The organism is Streptomyces sp. NPDC008317 (genome assembly GCF_042955955.1).
Taxonomy (GTDB): domain Bacteria; phylum Actinomycetota; class Actinomycetes; order Streptomycetales; family Streptomycetaceae; genus Actinacidiphila.
On record NZ_JBIBFQ010000004.1, the window covers coordinates 64,699 to 85,810 of the forward strand.

At 71.5% G+C, this 21,112-nt stretch carries 18 protein-coding genes; 9 read left to right on the forward strand and 9 right to left on the reverse strand.

Annotated features, from left to right (window positions below):
* Window positions 1-212 precede the first annotated feature (212 nt).
* Entirely contained in the window at window positions 213-1,544 is a 1,332-nt protein-coding gene (gene gabT, locus ACFY9V_RS13695) for a 4-aminobutyrate--2-oxoglutarate transaminase (protein ID WP_355346559.1), read from the forward strand.
* Window positions 1,545-1,702: 158 nt separating this feature from the next.
* Window positions 1,703-2,647 (forward strand): phosphatase PAP2 family protein, encoded by a 945-nt coding sequence (locus tag ACFY9V_RS13700; RefSeq protein ID WP_391161429.1) that lies wholly within the window; start codon window positions 1,703-1,705, stop codon window positions 2,645-2,647.
* On the opposite strand, the gene ACFY9V_RS13705 is transcribed toward ACFY9V_RS13700, so the two are convergent.
* The 8 genes from ACFY9V_RS13705 to ACFY9V_RS13740 all read right to left on the reverse strand — a co-directional run bounded on the left by ACFY9V_RS13705 (window position 2,619) and on the right by ACFY9V_RS13740 (window position 12,044).
* The gene (locus ACFY9V_RS13705) at window positions 2,619-4,151 is read right to left on the reverse strand and encodes a CoA-acylating methylmalonate-semialdehyde dehydrogenase (protein WP_391161430.1); all 1,533 of its coding nucleotides are present in this window, start codon (window positions 4,149-4,151) and stop codon (window positions 2,619-2,621) included. The genes ACFY9V_RS13700 and ACFY9V_RS13705 overlap by 29 nt on opposite strands.
* A 68-nt stretch (window positions 4,152-4,219) precedes the next feature.
* Window positions 4,220-4,672, reverse strand: a complete 453-nt coding sequence (locus ACFY9V_RS13710; RefSeq protein ID WP_355346550.1) for a hypothetical protein — start codon at window positions 4,670-4,672, stop codon at window positions 4,220-4,222.
* Between the two features lie 201 nt (window positions 4,673-4,873).
* Entirely contained in the window at window positions 4,874-6,268 is a 1,395-nt protein-coding gene (locus tag ACFY9V_RS13715) for an FAD-dependent oxidoreductase (protein WP_391161432.1), read from the reverse strand.
* Between the two features lie 57 nt (window positions 6,269-6,325).
* Window positions 6,326-7,126, reverse strand: a complete 801-nt coding sequence (locus ACFY9V_RS13720; protein ID WP_188280861.1) for an ABC transporter permease — start codon at window positions 7,124-7,126, stop codon at window positions 6,326-6,328.
* Window positions 7,126-8,073, reverse strand: coding sequence for an ABC transporter permease (locus ACFY9V_RS13725; RefSeq protein WP_355346541.1), 948 nt, complete (start codon window positions 8,071-8,073; stop codon window positions 7,126-7,128). Before ACFY9V_RS13725 ends, ACFY9V_RS13720 begins: the two co-directional genes overlap by 1 nt.
* Window positions 8,070-9,233 (reverse strand): ABC transporter ATP-binding protein, encoded by a 1,164-nt coding sequence (locus ACFY9V_RS13730; protein ID WP_188280859.1) that lies wholly within the window; start codon window positions 9,231-9,233, stop codon window positions 8,070-8,072. The genes ACFY9V_RS13725 and ACFY9V_RS13730 overlap by 4 nt, the downstream gene beginning before the upstream one ends.
* Before the next feature lie 47 nt (window positions 9,234-9,280).
* Window positions 9,281-10,513 (reverse strand): extracellular solute-binding protein, encoded by a 1,233-nt coding sequence (locus tag ACFY9V_RS13735; protein WP_391050330.1) that lies wholly within the window; start codon window positions 10,511-10,513, stop codon window positions 9,281-9,283.
* A gap of 16 nt (window positions 10,514-10,529) precedes the next feature.
* On the reverse strand, window positions 10,530-12,044 hold the full coding sequence (locus ACFY9V_RS13740; protein WP_391161434.1) for an aminobutyraldehyde dehydrogenase: 1,515 nt from the start codon (window positions 12,042-12,044) through the stop codon (window positions 10,530-10,532).
* 309 nt (window positions 12,045-12,353) lie between these two features.
* Between ACFY9V_RS13740 and ACFY9V_RS13745 the strand changes: the two genes are divergently transcribed.
* Both ACFY9V_RS13745 and ACFY9V_RS13750 read left to right on the forward strand, forming a co-directional pair.
* Window positions 12,354-13,397, forward strand: a complete 1,044-nt coding sequence (locus ACFY9V_RS13745) for an adenosine deaminase (protein WP_355346531.1) — start codon at window positions 12,354-12,356, stop codon at window positions 13,395-13,397.
* Window positions 13,388-14,080, forward strand: coding sequence for a glycerophosphodiester phosphodiesterase family protein (locus ACFY9V_RS13750; protein ID WP_391161436.1), 693 nt, complete (start codon window positions 13,388-13,390; stop codon window positions 14,078-14,080). Before ACFY9V_RS13745 ends, ACFY9V_RS13750 begins: the two co-directional genes overlap by 10 nt.
* Window positions 14,081-14,128: 48 nt before the next feature.
* Here ACFY9V_RS13750 and ACFY9V_RS13755 read toward each other — a convergent pair whose 3' ends face one another.
* Window positions 14,129-15,565 (reverse strand): gamma-aminobutyraldehyde dehydrogenase, encoded by a 1,437-nt coding sequence (locus ACFY9V_RS13755; RefSeq protein ID WP_355346525.1) that lies wholly within the window; start codon window positions 15,563-15,565, stop codon window positions 14,129-14,131.
* Between the two features lie 192 nt (window positions 15,566-15,757).
* Here ACFY9V_RS13755 and ACFY9V_RS13760 point away from each other — a divergent pair, with 192 nt between their 5' ends.
* From ACFY9V_RS13760 to ACFY9V_RS13780, 5 genes are all read left to right on the forward strand, one after another.
* Window positions 15,758-16,234 (forward strand): Lrp/AsnC family transcriptional regulator, encoded by a 477-nt coding sequence (locus ACFY9V_RS13760; RefSeq protein WP_355346522.1) that lies wholly within the window; start codon window positions 15,758-15,760, stop codon window positions 16,232-16,234.
* Window positions 16,235-16,236: 2 nt separating this feature from the next.
* Entirely contained in the window at window positions 16,237-17,628 is a 1,392-nt protein-coding gene (locus tag ACFY9V_RS13765) for an aspartate aminotransferase family protein (protein WP_355346519.1), read from the forward strand.
* Window positions 17,629-17,844: 216 nt separating this feature from the next.
* The gene (locus tag ACFY9V_RS13770; RefSeq protein WP_391161438.1) at window positions 17,845-18,588 is read left to right on the forward strand and encodes an ATP-binding cassette domain-containing protein; all 744 of its coding nucleotides are present in this window, start codon (window positions 17,845-17,847) and stop codon (window positions 18,586-18,588) included.
* A gap of 109 nt (window positions 18,589-18,697) precedes the next feature.
* The gene (locus tag ACFY9V_RS13775) at window positions 18,698-19,855 is read left to right on the forward strand and encodes a hypothetical protein (RefSeq protein WP_391161439.1); all 1,158 of its coding nucleotides are present in this window, start codon (window positions 18,698-18,700) and stop codon (window positions 19,853-19,855) included.
* 26 nt (window positions 19,856-19,881) lie between these two features.
* Entirely contained in the window at window positions 19,882-21,024 is a 1,143-nt protein-coding gene (locus ACFY9V_RS13780) for an LOG family protein (RefSeq protein ID WP_391161440.1), read from the forward strand.
* Window positions 21,025-21,112: the final 88 nt, after the last annotated feature.

The following is a 21,112-nucleotide window of genomic DNA, read 5'->3' on the forward strand; positions in this document are numbered from 1 at the left end:
CCGCCGTAAAAGGATCTTGCCGGTGGCGGGCGGTGGCACGCCGCGGCGCGCGCACTGGCCGTTACGGCGAATCGTCGGTGGGCAGTGTTACCTATCGGCGTATGCGGGCGGGCCGGGACGCGGCCTAGCCTGCGGGAAGAGCTGAAAAGTCCGAAGAGATCCGAAGAGACACCGCACAGACACCGCCGCCCGGCTTGAGGAGAGCACCCGCCATGACCGCACTTCCGCAGGAACGCAAGCTGGTCACCAGCATTCCCGGCCCGAAGTCGCAGGAGCTGTCGGCGCGCAAGAGCGCCGCGGTCGCGAACGGGGTGGGGGTGACGCTGCCGGTGTACGTGACGCGCGCCGGGGGCGGCGTGGTGGAGGACGTGGACGGGAACCGGCTGATCGACTTCGGCTCCGGGATCGCGGTCACGTCGGTGGGCAACAGCGCGGAGGCCGTGGTGCGGCGGGCCACGGCGCAGCTCGCCGACTTCACGCACACCTGCTTCATGGTGACGCCGTACGAGGGGTACGTGGAGGTCGCCGAGGCGCTGAACGAGCTGACGCCCGGCAGCCACGCGAAGAAGACGGCGCTGTTCAACTCGGGCGCGGAGGCGGTGGAGAACGCGGTGAAGATCGCGCGTTCGTACACCAAGCGCCCGGCGGTCGTGGTGTTCGACCACGGCTATCACGGCCGGACGAATCTGACGATGGCGCTGACCGCGAAGAACATGCCGTACAAGGAGGGCTTCGGGCCGTTCGCGCCCGAGGTGTACCGGGTGCCGCTGGCGTACGGCTTCCGGTGGCTGACCGGGCCGGAGCACGCGGCGGAGGAGGCGGCGGCGCAGGCGATCGACATGATCACCAAGCAGATCGGCGCGGAGCACGTGGCGGCGATCGTGATCGAGCCGATCGCGGGCGAGGGCGGCTTCATCGAGCCCGCCAAGGGCTTCCTGCCGCGGATCGCGCAGTTTGCGAAGGACAACGGGATCGTGTTCGTCGCGGACGAGATCCAGACCGGCTTCTGCCGTACCGGTCAGTGGTTCGCGTGCGAGGACGAGGGCGTGGTGCCGGATCTGATCACGACGGCGAAGGGCATCGCGGGCGGTCTGCCGCTGGCGGCGGTGACCGGCCGCGCGGAGATCATGGACGCGGCGCACGCGGGCGGCCTCGGCGGCACCTACGGCGGCAACCCGGTGGCGTGCGCGGCGGCCCTGGGCGCGATCGAGACGATGAAGGAGCTGGACCTCGCGGCGAAGGCGCGGCGGATCGGCGAGGTGATGAAGGCGCGGCTGACCGCGCTCCAGGAGAAGTTCCCGGCGATCGGCGAGGTCCGCGGGCGCGGCGCGATGATCGCGGTGGAACTGGTCGAGCCGGGCACCACGACCCCGGACGCGGCGCTGACCGGCGCGATCGCCCGCGCGTGTCACAGTGCGGGCCTGGTTGTCCTCACTTGTGGCACCTACGGCAACGTGTTGCGTTTCCTCCCGCCGCTGGTTATCGGGGAGGATCTGCTCAACGAGGGCCTCGACATCATCGAGGGGGCCTTCGCCGGGGTGTGACCGGCGGTAAGGAATGGGGGGACGTGAAGAACGTGTGCGGGCCTGATGGCGGAGGGGTGATCCCTGGCCTTGTGGCCCTCCCGGTGACGTACGGTCTGAGCAGAACACCCCGCTCGGGGCGGTCTCCGAAGGAGATCACCACGGGCGACACCGCGCCGGTGTATCCCCAACACCGGCTCAGCAGTGCCCTCGCGCACGACACCGCCGGGACCGTAGGCCCCGGCACTCCTCGCCGATCGGTCGGCCGTTCGTCCCACACCCCCCGGGACGAGCGGCACGGCGGTCGCCCTGGCCGCCCCGGAACTCTCCCCCCTGTTCCGGGGCGGCTGACTTTTCTCCTGCTGCTGAGCGCCGTCGGCGCCGCCCTGTTCTCCCTGCTCACCTGGCAGGTCGAGACCGGCGGGCGGCTGGTCGGCCGCGACTGGACCGTACTCGGCTGGTTCCGGCGGGCGTCCGCCGCGCATCCGGGCGTGCACGGCACCGCGCAGGTCGTGAGCGACTTCGGCGACATCGAGGTGGCCGTGCCGGTCCTGCTCGTCGCGGTCGTGGCCGCCGCGGTGCTCGGGCGGCGGGCGGCCGTCGTCCGCTGGTGGCTGCCGCCGCTGGCCGCCTGCGTGGCCATGGCGCTGCTGCCGGTCGTCGTCGACACGGTCAAGTCCGCGGTGCACCGGCCCGCGCCCGGCCGCCTCCTGCCCCGGCTCGACGGCTACGGCTACTTCCCCTCCGGTCACGCCGCGACCTCCGCCGTCGCGTACGGCCTGGCCCTGCTGCTCCTGCTGCCGTATGTGCGCCGCCCCGCGGCCAGGACCGCGCTGACCGTTTTCACCCTCGCCCTCCAGGCGGCCGTGGGCGTCGCACTGGTGTGGTGCGACTACCACTGGCCGCTGGACGTGCTGGCGAGCTGGTTCCTGACGGTCACGCTGGTGGCGTGGGTGGCGGCGGCCGGGCTGTTCAGCCACGCGCCGGAAGCCGGCGAACCGGACGCCGACGGTTCGAGCGCCGACCGTCCGGGCGTCGGCGGACCGGACGCCGACGGTCCGGACGCCGACGGTCCGGACGCCGACGGACCGACGGTCAGCTATTCGTCGGGAAGCCCAGATTGATGCCCCCGTGCGAAGGGTCGAGCCAGCGCTGCGTGACGGCCTTGCCGCGGGTGAAGAAGCGGACCCCGTCCTCGCCGTAGGCGTGGGTGTCGCCGAAGAGCGAGGACTTCCAGCCGCCGAAGGAGTAGTACGCGACCGGCACCGGGATCGGCACGTTGATGCCGACCATGCCGACCTCGACCTCGTGCTGGAAGCGCCGCGCGGCGCCGCCGTCGTTGGTGAACAGCGCGGTCCCGTTGCCGTACGGGTTGGCGTTGATCAGCGCCAGGCCCTCCTCGTACGAGGCGACGCGGACGACGGAGAGCACCGGGCCGAAGATCTCGTCGTCGTAGACGGACATGCCGGGCGTGACGCGGTCGAAGAGGGTGGGGCCGAGCCAGAAGCCGTCGGCGGTCTCCGCGCCCGAGATCGGGTGCTTGCGGCCGTCGACGGCCAGTTCCGCGCCGTCCGCGACGCCGGAGTCCAGATACGCGGTCACCTTGTCGCGGTGCACGCCGGTGACCAGCGGGCCCATCTCGGAGCTGGCGGCGCAGCCGGGTCCCACGGTCAGACCCGCGACGCGCTGCTTGATCCGCTCGACCAGGCCGTCGCCGACCGGGTCGACGGCGACCAGCACGGAGACCGCCATGCAGCGTTCGCCCGCGGCGCCGAAACCCGCGTTGACGGCGGCGTCGGCGGCCAGGTCCAGGTCCGCGTCGGGCAGCACCAGCATGTGGTTCTTGGCGCCGCCGAGGGCCTGCACGCGCTTGCCGTGCCGGGTGCCGGTCTCGTACACGTAGCGGGCGATGGGGGTGGAGCCGACGAAGGAGACGGCCTTGATGTCGGGGTGTTCCAGCAGGCGGTCGACGGCGGGCTTGTCGCCGTGCACGACGTTGAAGACGCCGTCGGGCAGGCCCGCCTCCTGCCAGAGCCCGGCCATGAAGTTGGCGGCGGAGGGGTCCTTCTCCGACGGCTTGACGACGACGGTGTTGCCCGCGGCGATGGCCAGCGGGAAGAACCACATCGGCACCATGGCGGGGAAGTTGAACGGCGAGATGATCGCGACCGGGCCGAGCGGCTGGCGGATCGAATAGACGTCGATGCCGGTGGACGCCTGCTCGGTGAAGCCGCCCTTGATCAGTTGCGGGATGCCGCACGCGTACTCCACGACCTCGATGCCGCGGGCGACCTCGCCGAGGGCGTCGGAGTGCACCTTGCCGTGCTCGGCGACGATGATCGAGGCCAGTTCGTCGCGGCGGGCGTTGAGCAGTTCGCGGAAGGCGAAGAGGACGCCGGTGCGCTTGGCGATCGAGGTGTGCCGCCACTGCTGGAACGCGTCGAGGGCGGCGTCGACCGCCGCGTCCACGACGTCGGCGGACGCGAGGTCCACCTGCCCGGTGATCGCGCCGGTCGCCGGGTCGTACACGTCTGCGTGCCGTTCCGCGCCGCCGGTCCAGCCCTTGCCTGCGATCCAGTGGGTGATGTGCTTGGTCGTCACGGGCTGACCCTTCCGTCGTTGTCTCATGTCAGTCTCCCCAGGCCGGGGAGGTGGTCACAAGCACCGCGCGGTGGGCTCGCTCCGCGGTGCGTCCTTCAGCCGCCGCCCGCGATCTGGGCGGCGGCCTCGTGCATGGCCAGTTCGAGCAGCACCGGGTCGGTGAGGTGTCCGCTGCCGTCCGGCGGCACCAGCCACCGCACCCCGCCGGTCGCCCGGCCCGGATACGGCACGACGATCCAGGTGCCGCGGCCCGCCGTCCGTACGCCGGTGGCCAGCCAGCGCGCCGCCGTGCCCGGCGGTACGAAGAACCCCATCCGGGAGTCGCCGAAGTCGGCGAGCACCGGGCCCGGCCGCTCCACGAGCCGGGTCAGGACGTCCAGGGTGGGGTAGCCGAGATCCCCGGTGAGGATCAGGACGTCCCACAGTTTCCCGGCGGGCAGCAGCGTGACCCCGAGGGGGTTGCGCTCCCACTCCCACCGGCAGCTCACCGGATCCACCGCCACCGACACCAGCCACTCGACCGCGCTCTTCGCACCGGTGCTGACCATGACCGGCTCCTCCGTCTCTTCCGCCCGACGACCGCTGTGGACGGTCGCTGTCATGGAAGAGAGCGGGTTGGGGGCCGATCATTACGCGGGTTTCGCTACTCATTGGTAGTGAAGTGGCTCACGCCGTATGCCGGTTGTGCGCCGGGGGACCACCGCGGGTCCGCGCCGGGCGGCCCCAGGGCCTGTCCGGCGGATCAGGCCCTAGCTGTCGAAGCCGAGCCCGGCGCGGTCCATCGCCTTCAGCCACAGATTGCGCCGCCCTCCCGACCGGTCGGCGCGGGCCAGCGACCACTGGGTGATGCCGATCCCGACGGTGGCCAGCGGCTCCGGCGGGAACGGCAGCGGCTTTTTGCGGACCATCTCCAGGCGGGTCCGCTCGGTCTCCTCCCCCGCCAGCAGGTCCAGCATCACGTCGGCGCCGAAGCGGGTGGCGCCCACGCCCAGCCCGGTGTACCCGGCCGCGTAGGCGACCCGGCCGCCGTACGCGGTGCCGAAGAAGGCGGAGAAGCGCGAGCAGGTGTCGATCGCGCCGCCCCAGGCGTGGGTGAAGCGGACGTCCTCCAACTGCGGGAAGCAGGTGCGGAAGTGCTCCGCCAGCTTCAGGAAGGTCTCGGGCCGCTGGTCGTACTCCGCGCGCATCCGGCCGCCGCGCGGATAGACCGCGTCGTAGCCGCCCCACAGGATGCGGTTGTCCGCGCTGAGCCGGAAGTAGTGGAAGTGGTTGGCGCTGTCGCTCAGTCCCTGGCGGCCCTGCCAGCCGATCGCCGCGAGCCGCTGTTCGGTCAGCGGCTCCGTCATCAGCGCGTAGTCGTAGACCGGCACGGTGTACGGGCGGGCCCGGCGGACCAGTGACGGGAAGACGTTGGTGCCGAGCGCCACCTGGCGGGCGGTCACCCTGCCGTACGGGGTGCGCACCCCCAGCGCCGTGCCATAGCCGGCCAGGTCGCGGGCCGGGGTGCGCTCGTAGATCCGTACGCCCGCGTCGGCGGCGGCGCGGGCCAGGCCCCAGGCGAGCTTGGCGGGGTGCAGCATGGCGACGCCGCGCCGGTTGTACAGGCCGCCGAGGAAGGTGGGCGAGTCGACTTCGGCGCGGACCTGGTCGCGGTCCAGGAGTTCCGCGTCCAGGCCGTGCTCGGCGCCTTCCTGGGCGGCCTCGCGCAGTTCGTCGTACTGGTGCGGCTCGGTGGCCACGTCGATCTCGCCGGTCCGCTCGAAGTCGCAGTCCAGGCCGTAGCGGGCGACGGCCTCCTCGATGGCGTCGAGATTGCGGTCGCCCAGCCGCTGGAGCGCGTCGAATTCGTCGGGCCAGCGGGCGAGTCCGTTGGCGGCGCCGTGGGTGAGGCTCGCGGCGCAGAAGCCGCCGTTGCGCCCGGAGGCGGCCCACCCGATCCTGTCCCCCTCGACCAGCACCACGTCCCGCTGCGGATCGCGCTCCTTGGCCAGCAGCGCGGTCCACAGCCCGCTGTAACCGCCCCCGACCACCAGCAGATCGCAGCTGTCGTGGCCGGTGAGCGCGGGGTGCGCCTGCGGCCTGCCGGGGTCGTCCAGCCAGTACGGTCGGGGCTCGGCCTCGGCGAGCGAGCGGGCTGCGTCCATGGTTCTCACACCTTCGTGATGCGCGGGTCTGCGTCCGGAATACGGGGGCGGTACGGGTCAGGTGCGCGCCCTCCTGCGGCTGCTGCCGAGAAGCTGCCCGGCCAGTACGAGCAGCACCGCGATGACGAACATCGCCGTACCGATCACATTGACCTGGACCGGTGTGCCGCGCTGCGCGGAGCCCCACACGAACATCGGGAAGGTGACGGTGTTGCCCGCGTTGAAGCTGGTGATGATGTAATCGTCGAAGGAGAGCGCGAAGGACAGCAGGGCGCCCGCCGCGATACCGGGCGCGGCCAGCGGCAGCGTGATCCGCAGGAACGTCTGCGTCGGGGTGGCGTAGAGATCCTGCGCGGCCTGCTCCAGACGGGGGTCCATGCTCATCACGCGGGCCTTGACGGCGACGACGACGAAGCTCAGGCAGAACATGATGTGCGCGATGAGGATGGTCCAGAAGCCGAACTGGATGCGCATGTTGAGGAAGAGGGTGCCCAGCGAGGCGCCCATCACGACCTCGGGCATCGCCATCGGCAGGAAGATCAGCATGTTGGTGGTGGCGCGGCCCCTGAAGCGGTAGCGGGCCAGCGCGAAGGCGGTCATCGTGCCGAGCACGGTGGCGCCGATGGTCGAGTAGACGGCCAGCTTCAGGCTGAGCGTGAGGGAGTCGCACATGCCCGCGACGTCGCAGGGGTGCTGCCAGGCGTCGGTGGAGAACCGCGTCCAGGTGTAGTTGTAGCGGCCGTTGGGCTTGTTGAAGGAGAAGAGCAGCACCACGAGGTTGGGCACGATCAGGTACGTCAGGGTGAGCACCCCGGCGATCACCACGAGGTTCTTGCGCAGCCAGCGGATCGGACGCATCAGACCAGTTCCTCCGTTCCCGCGCGGCGGACGTAGACCATGACGATCGCCAGGATGACCGCCATGAGGATGAACGACAGGGCGGCGGCCGTCGGGTAGTCCAGCACCCGCAGGAACTGCGACTGGATGACGCTGCCGATCATCTTCTGGTTGGTGGAGCCCAGCAACTCGGCGTTGATGTAGTCGCCGGAGGCCGGGATGAAGGTGAGCAGGGTGCCGGCCACCACGCCCGGCATGGACAGCGGGAAGGTCACCTTGCGGAAGGTGGTGAACGGGGTCGCGTACAGGTCGCCCGCCGCCTCGTGCAGCTTGCCGTCGACCCGCTCCAGGGACGTGTAGAGCGGCAGGATCATGAACGGCAGGAAGTTGTACGTCAGGCCGCAGACCACTGCCAGCGGGGTGGCCATCACCCGGTTGCCCTCGGTGATGCCGAGCGCGGACGTGACGTCCAGCAGGTGGATGTGGTTCAGGAACGACACCAGCGGGCTCTGGTCGGCGAGGATCGTCTCCCACGCCAGGGTGCGGATCAGGAAGCTGGTGAAGAAGGGCGCGATCACCAGGATCAGCACCAGATTGCGCCAGCGTCCGGCCCGGAAGGCGATGGTGTACGCCAGCGGGTAGCCGATGCCCAGGCACAGCACGGTGGCGATGCCGGAGTAGACCAGCGACTTCACGAACTGCGGCCAGTACTCGTGGAAGGCGTCCCAGTACGTGGCGAAGTGCCAGGTCACCTTGAAGCCGTCGTCGAGCGAGCCGGTCTGCACCGAGGTCGACGCCTGGTAGACCATCGGGGCCACGAAGAAGACCAGCAGCCAGGCGACGCCCGCGAGCAGCAGCAGATACGGGATGCGCCGCCGTCTGCGGGCGGCCCTCTTCAGGGCGGCGGGCAGCGGGGCCGCCTCGGCCGGCGCCGGCGGCCCGGTGACGGGCGCGGTCGCTGCGCTCATGCGGCGGCCTCCCCCTCGTCGGTGTCGGTACCGGCGTCGATGTCCTGGTCGGCGTCGAGGCCGAAGGTGTGCTCGGGGTTCCAGTGCAGGACGACGGGCGCGCCGGGCACCAGGCGGCCGTCGCGTTCCACGTTGGGCACGAAGACCTCCAGCTCCGGGCAGACCGGGCTGTCGATGACGTACTGCGTGGAGACGCCGATGAAGCTGGAGTCGACGATCCGGCCGCGCACCCGGTTGCGGCTCTCGGCTATCTCGTGCTCGTCGTCGCTGTGCGCCAGGGTGATCTTCTCGGGGCGGACCCCGGCCAGCACCCGGCCGCCGGTCGTCACGTCGACGCGACATCGGGCGGCGGGCAGGGTCAGCTTCTGTCCGGCGGCGGTGAGCTGGAGTTCGCCGCCGCTGACGCCGGTCACCTCGGTCTCGATGAGGTTGGAGGTGCCGAGGAAGTTGGCGACGAAGGTGGAGGCGGGGTTCTCGTAGAGGTCGGCGGGCGCGCCCATCTGCTCGACGCGTCCGGCGTTCATCACCGCGACGGTGTCGGCCATCGTCATGGCCTCCTCCTGGTCGTGGGTGACGTGGATGAAGGTGATGCCCACCTCGGTCTGGATGCGCTTGAGTTCGAGCTGCATCTGGCGGCGCAGCTTGAGGTCGAGCGCGCCGAGCGGTTCGTCGAGCAGCAGCACCTGCGGCTGGTTGATCAGCGCGCGGGCCACGGCGACACGCTGCTGCTGGCCGCCGGAGAGCTGGTGCGGCTTGCGGCGGGCGAGCGCGCCGAGCTGGACGAGGTCCAGCATGTCGCCGACCTGCTTCTTGACGGATTTGATGCCGCGGCGGCGCAGCCCGAAGGCGACGTTCTCGTAGACGTCGAGGTGCGGGAAGAGCGCGTAGTTCTGGAAGACGGTGTTGACCGGGCGCTTGTACGGCGGCAGGGCGGTGACGTCCTGGCCGCCGAGGCGTACGGAGCCGGAGGAGGGGTCCTCCAGGCCCGCGATCATGCGCAAGGTGGTGGTCTTGCCGCATCCGGAGGCGCCGAGCAGAGCGAAGAAGGAACCGGCGGGCACGGCGAGGTCCAGCGGGTGGACGGCGGTGAAGGAGCCGTAGGTCTTGCTGATCCCGGTGAGGCTGACGGCGTCGTCGGCCGGGGTCTTGGGGGTCGTCATGAGGTGTCCCGGAAGTCGTCGGGGAGTGCGGGCTGCTGGAGCGCCGGTCAGGCGCCGGTGAGCTTGGAGAACTTCGCCTCGTACCGGGTGTCCTCGTCCTCGCTGAGCGAGCGGAAGGCGTGCGACGTGGCGTTCATCTGGGCGTTCGGGATGATCAGCGGGTTGGTGGCGAGCGACGGGTCGATCTTGGCCAGTTCCTCGCGGACGCCCATCACCGGTGACACATAGGTGGTGTAGGCGGCCAGTTCGGCCGCGATCCGCGGCTGGTAGTACCAGTCGATCAGCCGCTCGGCGTTGGTCTTGTGCCGCGCCTTGGCGGGGATCAGCAGATTGTCCGTGGAGGTCATGTAACCGGCGGCCGGGAAGGAGTACTCGATGTTCGGGTCGTCGAGCCTGAGCTGCACCAGGTCACCGGCCCAGGCGATACAGGCGGCGATGTCGCCCTTGCTGAGGCCGTCGGTGTACTCGCCGCCGGTGAACTTGCGGATCTGCCCCTTGTCCACCGCGCCCTGGATGCGGTTGAGCGCGGCGTCGTACTCGTCGTCGGTGACGGTCTCCGGCTTCTTGCCCATGTCGAGCAGCGTCATCCCGACGGTGTCGCGCATCTCGGAGAGCATGGCGGCCTTGCCCTTGAGCGCGGGGTCGTCCAGCAGTTGCGACACCGAGGTGACCTTGCGGCCCTTGGTGACCTTCTTGTTGTAGGCGATGCAGGTGGGGATGCCGGCCCAGGGGTAGGAGTAGGCGCGGCCGGGGTCCCAGTCGGGGCTGCGGAAGCGCTGTTCCAGGTTGGCGAAGGCGTGCGGCAGGTTCGAGGGGTCGAGCTTCTGGACCCAGCCGAGCCGGATCATCCGGCCCGCGAGCCAGTCGGTGAGCACCATCAGGTCGCGGCCGGTGTCCTGGCCGGCGGACAGTTGCGGCTTGATCTTGCCGAAGAACTCGACGTTGTCGTTGATGTCCTCGGTGTAGTCGACCTTGATGCCGGTGGCCTTGGTGAACTGGTCGAGGCTCGGGCGGTGCTTGCCGTCGTCGGTGACGTCGATGTACTGGTCCCAGTTGGAGAAGTTCACGACCTTCTCCTGCGCCGAGTGGTCGGTCGACGCCGTGGTGTCGCCCTTGCGGCCCGCGGCCGGGATGCCGCACGCCGTCAGTCCCGCCGTGGCGACGGTGCCCAGCCCCGCGGCGCGCAGCAGCGTCCGGCGGCCGAGGGCGCCGCGCCCGCCGGTCATGCTGCGGAGTATCGCCGCGCGCACCGGCGGGGACAGGGTCTCGTACTGCTCCATGGGTGGTGCCCTTCCGCTATCGGTCTCCGAAGACGGTGCGGTGCCAGTCCTTGCGCGCCACCGCGGTGTTGTCGAACATCACGTGCTTGACCTGCGTGTACTCCTCGAAGGAGTACGTGGACATGTCCTTGCCGAAGCCCGAGGACTTCGCTCCGCCGTGCGGCATCTCGCTGACGATCGGGATGTGGTCGTTGATCCAGACGCAGCCCGCGGTGATCTCCCGCGCGGCCCGCCCGGCCCGGTAGACATCGCGGGTCCAGGCGGAGGCGGCCAGGCCGTACGGGGTGTCGTTGGCGTACGCCAGGCCCTGATCGTCGCTGTCGAACGGCAGCACCGCCAGTACCGGGCCGAAGATCTCCTGCTGGACGGCCTCGCTGTGCTGCGGCGCGCCGGTGAGCAGCGTGGGCCGGTAGTACGCGCCCGCCGCGAGCCCGCCGCCGGGCGCCGCGCCGCCGGTGACGACGGTGGCGTACGTACGGGCCCGCTCGACGACGGCCGCGACGCGGTCGCGGTGCGCGAAGGAGATGAGCGGGCCGAGGTCGGTGGCCGGGTCGGCGGGGTCGCCGAGCCGTACGGTCGCCATCAGGTCGGCGACGGCGGTCACGAAGGCGTCGTACAGCGGGCGCTGGACGTAGGCGCGGGTGGCGGCGGTGCAGTCCTGGCCGCTGTTGATCAGGGCGGCGGCGACCGCGCCGTGCACGGCCGCGTCGAGGTCGGCGTCGGCGAAGACCACGAAGGGGGCCTTGCCGCCGAGTTCGAGGTGCAGGCGCTTGACGGTGCCCGCGGTGAGCCGGGCGATCCGGGTGCCGACGGCGGTGGAGCCGGTGAAGGACGTCATGGCGACGTCGGGGTGGGTGACCAGGTGTTCGCCCGCGCCCTGCCCCGTGCCGGTGACGATGTTGAGCACGCCGTCCGGGATTCCGGCCTCGGTGGCGGCCTCGGCGAACATCAGGGCGGTCAGCGGGGTCAGCTCCGACGGCTTGAGCACGATGGTGTTGCCCGCCGCGACCGCCGGGAGGATCTTCCACCCGGCCATCTGGAGCGGGTAGTTCCAGGGGGCGACGGAACCGATGACGCCGACCGGCTCGCGGCGCACGTACGAGGTGTGGTCCGGGCTGTACTCGCCTGCCGCCTTGCCCTCCAGGTGGCGGGCGGCCCCGGCGAAGAACGCGGCGTTGTCCACGGTGCCCGGTACGTCGAATTCGGTGCTGAGCTTGATCGGCTTGCCGCACTGGAGGGTTTCGGCGCGGGCGAGTTCGTCGGCGCGCGCGTCGAGGGCGGCGGACAGCCGGTGCAGCGCGGCGGAGCGCTCGCCGGGCGCGGTGGCCGCCCAGCCGGGCAGCGCGGCCTTCGCGGCGGCGACGGCGGCGTCCACGTCGGCGGGTCCCGCGGTGGCGTACGTCCACACCGTGCGGCCCGTCGCCGGGTCCACGACGGAGTGCGTGTCGCCGCTGCCGCCGGTTCGCGGGCGGCCGTCGATGTACTGGGCTCCGCCCGCGAACCGTTTCGCCACGTCCGTCACGTGGTCCATCACGTTCTCCTCGCCTCCGCGCCCACTCCTGGCGGCGTGGCCAAACTCTGGATTGATCGCCGATCCTGGCAGAGGAGCTGTCCTTCAACAAGTGATTCCGTTGTTGCCTTTTGGTTACGCGACGAATTCTGTGTGAATCCGGCCGTCGCGGCGATCCCCGGCGGCGTGACCGGGGGACGTCAGGGGGCCATGGTGCGACGTCGGCCGTCGCCGCCCGCCGTCACGGCGTCGCCGCCCGCCGTCCCAGCGCCGTTTCCCGGTGCCGTTTACGATGAACCGCACCGATCGGACCCCTGGGAGGACCCCCGCATGCCCGACACCGCGCCCGGCTTCGGCTCCGGCCTCGACACCTTCATCGCCGGACTTCCGAAAGCCGAGTTGCATGTCCACCACGTCGGGTCCGCGTCACCGCGGATCGTCGCGGAACTGGCCGCCCGGCACCCGGACTCCGCGGTCCCCGCCGACCCCGCGGCCCTCGCCGACTTCTTCACCTTCAAGGACTTCGCGCACTTCATCCAGGTCTACCTGTCGGTGGTCGACCTGATCAGGGACGCCGAGGACGTACGGCTGCTCACCTTCGAGGTGGCCAGGGACATGGCGCGGCAGAACATCCGCTACGCGGAGCTGACCGTCACCCCGTTCAGCTCGACCCGGCGGGGCATCCACGAGCAGGCGTTCATGGAGGCCATCGAGGACGCGCGCAAGGCCGCGGAGTCCGAGCTGGGCGTGACCCTGCGCTGGTGCTTCGACATCCCCGGCGAGGCGGGCCTTGAGTCCGCCGAGCAGACCACGCACCTGGCGCTCGACCTGCGCCCCGAGGGCCTGGTCTCCTTCGGTCTGGGCGGCCCGGAACTGGGCGTGCCGAGGCCGCAGTTCAAGCCGTACTTCGACCGGGCGCGCGCCGCCGGTCTGCACAGCGTGCCGCACGCGGGCGAGACGACGGGCCCCGAGACGATCTGGGACGCGATCAACGAACTGGGCGCGGAGCGCATCGGCCACGGCACCAGCGCGGTACGCGACCGGCGGCTGCTCGATCACCTCGCGGAGCAGCGCATCCCGCTGGAGGTCTGCCCCACCTCCAACATCGCCACCCGCGCGGTCACCGAGATCGACCAGCACCCGATCAGGGAGATGATCGACGCGGGCGTGCTGGTGACGGTCAACAGCGACGACCCGCCGATGTTCGGCACCGACCTCAACACCGAGTACGCGGTCGCCGCCCGGCTGCTGGAGCTGGACCACACCGGGGTCGCGGCGCTCGCCAAGAACGCCGTCGAGGTCTCCTTCCTCGACCCGGCGGGCAAGCGGGCGCTGGCCGCCGAGATCGACGCGTACACGGCGGCGTGGCGGTGACCGTCGCGGTCTCCCACCGGGGCGATCCGTACCACGAGCGCGAGAACACCCTGCCCTCCGTGCGGTCGGCGCTGCTCAAGGGCGCGGGCGCGGTGGAGGTCGACGTGAAGCTGACCGCCGACGGCGTGCCGGTGCTGCTGCACGACGAGACGCTGGAGCGGCTGTGGAAGGTGCCGGAGGCGGTCGGCGACCTGTCGTTGAACGACGTCGTGGACCTCACCGACGGCCGTGTGCCCACCCTGGCGGACGCCTTCGCCGAGCTGCTGCGGCACCCCGGCGGCGGCCGGATGATGCTGGACCTGACCTCGGTCGGCCAGGTGAAGGCGACCGTGGCCGCGGTGGCGGAGGCGGGCGTCGGCGACCGCGTCTACTACTGCGGCGGGCTCGGCGCGATGCTGACGGTGCGCGACCTGGACGCGTCGGCGGAGATCGCCATGACCTGGACGACGGTGGCCCCGCCGCCGCGCTCGCTCCTGGACGAGCTGAAGCCGCGGTGGATCAATCTGCGCTTCGGGCTGATCGACGCCACGACCGTACGGTGGGCCGCGGACAACGGGCTGCTGGTCGGCGCGTGGACGGCGGACTGGCAGCGCAACATGACCCGGCTGCTCGACCTGGGCGTGGACGCGATCACCACGAACCGGCTGGACGCCTTGCAGCGGCTGCTGCGGCGCCGCGCCTGACCGCCCCTCCCCCGCGGGCCCGCCCGCGGGGGAGGCCGGACGGCCGGCTCAGCCGTCCAGCGAGGTCATCACGTGCTTGATCCGCGTGTAGTCCTCGAAGCCGTAGCCCGACAGGTCCTTGCCGTAGCCGGACCGCTTGAAGCCGCCGTGCGGCATCTCGGCGACCAGCGGGATGTGGGTGTTGATCCACACGCAGCCGAAGTCCAGCCGCTTGGACATCCGCATGGCGCGCCCGTGGTCCTTGGTCCACACCGAGGAGGCCAGCGCGTAGTCCACGCCGTTGGCCCAGGCGACGGCCTGCTCCTCGTCGGTGAAGGACTGGACGGTGATGACGGGGCCGAAGACCTCGCGCTGGATGATCTCGTCGTCCTGCCGCAGCCCGGACACGACGGTCGGCGCGTAGAAGTAGCCGCGCTCGCCGACCCGGTGGCCGCCGGTCTCGACCTTGGCGTGCGCGGGCAGCCGCTCGATGAAGCCGCTGACCTGGGCGAGCTGGTTGGCGTTGTTCAGCGGCCCGTACAGCACGTCCTCGTCGTCCGGCAGGCCGGTCCTGGTCTCGGCGGCGGCCTTGGCGAGGGCCGCGGTGAACTCCGCGTGGATCGACTCCTGGACCAGGACGCGGGTGGCCGCGGTGCAGTCCTGCCCGGCGTTGAAGAATCCGGCGACGGCGATGTCCTCGACGGCCTTGGCGATGTCGGTGTCCTCGAAGACCACGACGGGGGCCTTGCCGCCCAGTTCGAGGTGGACCCGCTTGACGTCCTTGGCGGCCGATCCGGCGACCTCGATGCCCGCGCGCACCGAACCGGTGATGGAGGCCATCGCGGGCACCGGGTGCTCGACCATCGCCCGGCCGGTGTCCCGGTCGCCGCAGACGACGTTGAAGACGCCCTTGGGGAGGATGCCGCCGAGGATCTCGGCGAGCAGCACGGTGGAGGCGGGCGTGGTGTCGGACGGCTTGAGGACGACGGTGTTGCCCGCCGCGATGGCCGGGGCGAACTTCCACACGGCCATCATCATCGGGTAGTTCCAGGGCGCGACCTGCGCGCAGACGCCGACCGGCTCGCGCCGCACGATGGACGTCATGCCGTCCATGTACTCACCGGCCGAGCGGCCTTCGAGCATGCGCGCGGCGCCCGCGAAGAAGCGGATCTGGTCCACCATCGGCGGGATTTCCTCGCTGGCGGTCAGTCCGATCGGCTTGCCGGTGTTCTCGCTCTCCACCGCGATAAGCTCATCGGCGCGCGCCTCGATCGCGTCGGCGATCTTCAGCAGCGCCTTCTGCCGCTCCGACGGGGTGGCGTCGCGCCACGCGGGGAAGGCGGCCGCCGCGGCGGCCATCGCCGCGTCCACGTCGGCCGCGCCGGACAGCGGCGCGGTGGCGTACGCGTCGCCGGTCACCGGGCTGACCACCTCGGTGGTCCGGCCGTCCGCGGCGTCGCGGAACTCTCCGTCGATGTAATTGCGCAGAGTACGGAGTTCGGTCACGGCGCTTGCTCCCTGGTCGTACGAGTCCGGTGTCCACGGGCTGAGACGTTCCCCAGCTTAGCCGCAGGACTGCCGTATTCGACACACCCATCCCCCCTCAACAACCGATTCGGTACCACAGAGGGCCGTCGGCGACGATTTTCATCGTGAAGGGCTTGCGCGACCGTCGACCTCTCCTGCACAGTGGGGCGCGTGGCCACTCGGGACAAGAACGGCGGAGCGCCGTCGATAGACGCGGTGTCGAACGCGATCATCGAACAGCTCCAGCAGGACGGACGCCGTCCGTACGCGACGATCGGCAAGGCCGTGGGCCTGTCCGAGGCGGCGGTGCGGCAGCGCGTACAGAAGCTGCTCGACCAGGGCGTCATGCAGATCGTCGCCGTCACCGACCCGCTCACCGTGGGCTTCCGGCGGCAGGCGATGGTCGGCATCAACGTGGACGGCGACATCGACCCGGTCGCCGAGACCCTGACCGCGCTGGACGAGGTCGACTACGTCGTCATCACCGCCGGTTCCTTCGACCTGATGGTGGAGATCGTCTGCGAGGACGACGACCACCTGCTGGACCTGGTGAACAAGCGGATCCGGGCACTGCCCGGCGTCCGCTCCACCGAGACCTTCGTCTACCTCAAGCTGCGGAAGCAGACCTACACCTGGGGAACCAGATAGCCATGACCTCCACGAACCCCGCACCGTCCGCGACTGCCTCGGACTCCTCCAGGACCGCCCACGACCACCTGTGGATGCACTTCACCCGCATGTCGTCGTACGAGAACGCCCCCGTGCCGACCATCGTGCGCGGCGAGGGCACGTACATCTACGACGACCACGGCAAGCGGTACATCGACGGTCTGTCGGGGCTCTTCGTGGTCAACGCCGGTCACGGCAGGCACGAGCTGGCCGAGACCGCGTACAAGCAGGCCCAGGAGCTGGCCTTCTTCCCGATCTGGAGCTACGCGCACCCCAAGGCGATCGAACTGGCCGAGCGGCTCGCGCACTACGCGCCCGGCGACCTCAACAAGGTCTTCTTCACCACCGGCGGCGGCGAGGCCGTCGAGACGGCCTGGAAGCTCGCGAAGCAGTATCACAAGCTGACCGGCAACCACACCAAGTACAAGGTGATCTCACGGGCCGTCGCCTACCACGGCACCCCGCAGGGCGCCCTGTCGATCACCGGGCTGCCCGCCCTGAAGGCCCCTTTCGAGCCGCTGGTCCCCGGCGCGCGCAAGGTGCCCAACACCAACATCTACCGCGCCCCGATCCACGGTGACGACCCCGAGGCGTTCGGCCGCTGGGCCGCCGACCAGATCGAGCAGCAGATCCTCTTCGAGGGCCCCGACACCGTCGCCGCCGTCTTCCTGGAGCCGGTGCAGAACGCGGGCGGCTGCTTCCCGCCGCCCCCCGGCTACTTCCGGCGCGTCCGCGAGATCTGCGACCAGTACGACGTGCTGCTCGTCTCCGACGAGGTCATCTGCGCCTTCGGGCGGCTCGGCACGATGTTCGCCTGCGACAAGTTCGACTTCGTGCCCGACATGATCACCTGCGCCAAGGGCATGACCTCCGGGTACTCCCCCATCGGCGCCTGCATCATCTCCGACCGGCTCGCCGAGCCCTTCTACAAGGGCAACAACACCTTCCTCCACGGGTACACCTTCGGCGGCCACCCCGTCTCGGCCGCCGTCGGCATCGCCAACCTCGACATCTTCGAGCGCGAGGGCCTCAACCAGCACGTCCTGGACAACGAGGGCGCGTTCTTCGACACCCTCAAGAAGCTCAACGACCTGCCGATAGTGGGCGACGTCCGCGGCAACGGCTTCTTCTACGGCATCGAACTCGTCAAGGACAAGGCCACCAAGGAGACCTTCACCGACGAGGAGACCGAGCGCGTCCTGTACGGCTTCCTCTCCAAGGAGCTGTACGCCGCCGGCCTCTACTGCCGCGCCGACGACCGCGGCGACCCCGTCGTCCAGCTCGCCCCGCCGCTCACCTCCGACCAGTCCCTCTTCAACGACATCGAGGCCATCCTGCGCGGCGTCCTGACCGAGGCGTGGACCAAGCTCTGACGCTTCCAGCGCGCTCCCGCGGCGTGAGACGCCATCGCCGTGCTTCTTTTGGGGGCGCGGGGAACTGGGGCACCCGCCTGCGTCAGGCAGGCGTCGGGGGCTTGTCACCCGGACGGGCGGCTCGCGGGGGACGTACGCCGTGCCTGCGGGCCGCGGGGGCCGGCGGCGCCTAACCTCCCCGGAGGGGATTGGTTCGCGAACCGCGGAGGTAACGGCATGGTGGCCCCGCCGGACAATGACGTGTTGTGGGCCCGTTCGCTGCGCCACGCGCACGACGGGTCCCCCGCGCTGCTGGGTGTGTCGCTGGGCGTACGGCAGGGCGAGATCCTGGCCGTCGTGGGTCCGCGAGGCGCGGGCAAGTCGACGCTGCTGCGCTGCCTTTCGGGGCAGTTGGTGCCGGACGAGGGCGAGGTGTGGTTCAACAGCGCCCCGGTCCACACCCTCCCCGAGACGGCCAGGGACGAGCTGCGCAGGGACCGCTTCGGCTGGGTCGGCAGCACCTCGCAACTGCTGCCCGAGCTGACGGCCTGGGAGAACGCGGCGCTGCCGCTGCTGCTGCGCGGCACCAAGTACCGCGCGGCCAGGGCCGCGGCGCAAGAGTGGCTTGACCGGCTCGACATCGGGGCCGCCGCCCGCAAGCGCCCGGCCGAACTCCTCCAGGCCGAGCGGCAGCGGATCGCGGTGGCCCGCGCCTTGGTCACCACCCCGGAGATCGTCTTCGCCGACGACCCGGGCGCGCCGCTGCACCGCCCCGACCGCGCCCTGGTGATGCGGACCCTCACCAGCGCGGCCCGCTCGCACGGCATCACCGTCGTGCTCAGCGCCTGCGACCACGACATCGCGCCCTTCGCGGACCGCGTGATCCCGCTGCTCGACGGCCGGGTCAACGCCGCGATGCCCGCGCAGGAGCGGGATTCCGAGCCGACCGCGACGACGACGACGCGGGCCGCGTCCGTATGACCTCGACTGTCCACACCGCCCGTGCCCTTACGGGTGCCCGCTTCGGCGGGGCCGGTGCCGTGGCCATGGCCCGTGCGGGGCGGCGGCCCGTGTCGGAAGGGAGCCGGGCGTGCTGAGTTTTCGTGTCGTACGCGGGGCGCGGTACACCGCGCTGGTGCGGTGGGTGCTGGTCGCCGCCGCGTCGGCGGCCACCGGACTGCTGCTGCTGGCCGCGCTGGGATACGCCCTCGGGCACCCGCACCGGCCGGCCGACGCCGCCGCGCGGCTGGCGTGGTGCGCGCTGCCGGTCGTGGTGACCGTGCAGTTCGCGGTCGCCGCGGGGCGGGCGGTGCCCGCGCGATGGCCGCGTCCCGGACTGGCCGCGGTGGGCCTCGGCCGGGTCGGCGTGGCCCTGCTCGCCGCGTCGGCGACCGCCCTGACCTGCGCGGTCGGCAGCGCGGTGGCCCTGCTGGCGTTTCTGCACCTGCGCGGCGACCTGACGGGCGCGCTGCCCCTCCACGGCGCCGCCTCCGACCTCCTCGGCGGCGGCGAACAGGTGCCGCTCGCGGGCGCGTTGACGCTGCTCGCGCTGGTCCCGGTGAGCGCCGCCGTCATCGGCGCGGCCCAGTTGTGGCCACCGCGCACCGTCTCCACCGCGCCCGCCCCCGCGACCCGCAAGGTCTCCGCGGCCGATCCGCCCGGCGGCCTGCCCTGGGGCGTCGCCCTGATCGCCGTCGGGCTCGCCGCCGAGGTGGCCGCGCCGCACGGCCACGAGGTGCCGCTGCCCGGCGGTCTCGGCTCCATCGCGCCGCTCGCGCTCGGCGGCTGGGTCGTCGCCACCGCGGGCATGGTCCTCGCGGGCCCCGGCCTCGTGCACGCCTGCGGACGGCTGCTCGCCGCCTTCCGCCCCGGCGCGCTCCGGCTGCTGGCCGGACGGGCCCTCCAGGAGGAGGCCGGTGCGATCGGCCGCCCGCTCGGCGCCCTGTGCGCCACCGCCGCCGCGGCCGTGGCCGCGTACGACCTGCACCGCGGCGGCGCCCGCCCCCTCGGCCCCCTCACCGCCCTGGCCGGTGTCCTGATCGTGGTGTGCGTGCTGGCCACCGCGGGCACCGCGCTGCTGGAGGCCCGGCGCGGCCGGGAGCCCGCGATGGCCGCCCTGCGCCAGGTCGGCGCCTCCCCCGCGCTCCTGCGCGGCGCGGTCGCGCTGCGGGCGGGCGTCCTGCTGGCCGCCGCCGTCCCCCTCACGGCCCTGGTCGCCGTACTCACCACCGTCCCGCCGGGCCGGTGAGCCGCACCGAGGACTATCGTTCAGACGTGCCCGCCGACATCCCGCCCGCAGCGCCCGACACTCCCCGAACTCCCGGACGGGACAGGGAAGTTGAGTCGCTGGCCGAATTCGACCAGGTCGCCCTGAGCGGTTCCTTCGCCGGATACCGCGTACAGGCCGTCGACCTGACCGACCGTACGTTCGCGCTCCTCGTCACCGACACCTCGCAGGCCGTCTTCCTCGGCTGCCCGATGGAGCCGCAGGCCCTCGCCCATGTGCGCGCGGGCGGCGCGCTGGTCTTCCCGCCCGTCCCCGACCTGCCCTTCGACCCGTACCGGGGCGCGCTCTACAGCCCCGACGAGCTGTACGCGGGCCTCGACGAGGACGGTTACGAGCGGACGCCGGACGCCCGTACGCACGCCTGGGCGCGCTCCGCCGCGGCGGAGGGCGACATACTCGCCTCGATGCTGCGCTCGATCCACGACGACGCCGTGTCCGACGCCCTCGACGAGCGCCTGCGCGGCCTCAGCGTGGTCGGCGTCATGGGCGGCCACGCCATGGAGCGCGGCTCCGACGCCTACGCGGGCGCCGCACGGCTCGGCCGCGACCTCGCCAGGGCCGGGCACACCGTCGCCACCGGCGGCGGCCCCGGCGCGATGGAGGCCGCCAACTTCGGCGCCTACGCCGCGCCCTACGACGACCTGATGCTCCGCAAGGCCCTCGCCGTCCTGGCCGGCGTCCCGTCCTTCGCGCCCTCCGTCGGCGACTGGGCCCGTACCGCCTTCGAGGTACGCGACCGCTGGCCGGACGGCGGACCCTCCTACGGGCTGCCCACCTGGTTCTACGGCCACGAGCCGCCGAACGCCTTCGCCTCCGGCATCGCCAAGTTCTTCGCCAACGCGACCCGCGAGGACGGGTTGCTCTCGCGCTGCACCGGCGGGGTCGTCTTCCTCCCCGGCGCCGCCGGGACCGTCCAGGAGATCTTCGACGCCGCCACCCCCGACTACTACTGCTCCCGAGGGGTTCCCGTTCCCCTCGTCCTCGTCGACCGCGTCCACTGGACCACCACTCTCCCCGCCTGGCCCCTCCTGACCGCCCTCGCCTCCGGCCGCCCCATGTCCCCCCTCCTCGCCCTCGTCGACTCCGTCGCGGAAGTCCCCGCCGCCCTGTCCAAGCTGGCCGCCCCCTAGAACGGCTCTCTGACCGAGACGGTCAGCGGTCTTCTTCCCCAACGGGGCGGATCGGTTGTCGTCGGACCACCGGCCGGTGGGGGGTTGC

Bases quoted from the DNA above. Each gene is read 5' to 3' on its own strand.
- ACFY9V_RS13710 (WP_355346550.1), bottom strand. From the start codon at position 4,672: ATGGTCAGCACCGGTGCGAAGAGCGCGGTCGAGTGGCTGGTGTCGGTG.
- ACFY9V_RS13740 (WP_391161434.1), bottom strand. From the start codon at position 12,044: ATGGACCACGTGACGGACGTGGCGAAACGGTTCGCGGGCGGAGCCCAG.
- ACFY9V_RS13770 (WP_391161438.1), top strand. From the start codon at position 17,845: ATGGTGGCCCCGCCGGACAATGACGTGTTGTGGGCCCGTTCGCTGCGC.
- ACFY9V_RS13720 (WP_188280861.1), bottom strand. From the start codon at position 7,126: ATGCGTCCGATCCGCTGGCTGCGCAAGAACCTCGTGGTGATCGCCGGG.
- gabT (WP_355346559.1), top strand. From the start codon at position 213: ATGACCGCACTTCCGCAGGAACGCAAGCTGGTCACCAGCATTCCCGGC.
- ACFY9V_RS13715 (WP_391161432.1), bottom strand. From the start codon at position 6,268: ATGGACGCAGCCCGCTCGCTCGCCGAGGCCGAGCCCCGACCGTACTGG.
- ACFY9V_RS13705 (WP_391161430.1), bottom strand. From the start codon at position 4,151: ATGAGACAACGACGGAAGGGTCAGCCCGTGACGACCAAGCACATCACC.
- ACFY9V_RS13765 (WP_355346519.1), top strand. From the start codon at position 16,237: ATGACCTCCACGAACCCCGCACCGTCCGCGACTGCCTCGGACTCCTCC.
- ACFY9V_RS13730 (WP_188280859.1), bottom strand. From the start codon at position 9,233: ATGACGACCCCCAAGACCCCGGCCGACGACGCCGTCAGCCTCACCGGG.
- ACFY9V_RS13745 (WP_355346531.1), top strand. From the start codon at position 12,354: ATGCCCGACACCGCGCCCGGCTTCGGCTCCGGCCTCGACACCTTCATC.
- ACFY9V_RS13725 (WP_355346541.1), bottom strand. From the start codon at position 8,073: ATGAGCGCAGCGACCGCGCCCGTCACCGGGCCGCCGGCGCCGGCCGAG.
- ACFY9V_RS13735 (WP_391050330.1), bottom strand. From the start codon at position 10,513: ATGGAGCAGTACGAGACCCTGTCCCCGCCGGTGCGCGCGGCGATACTC.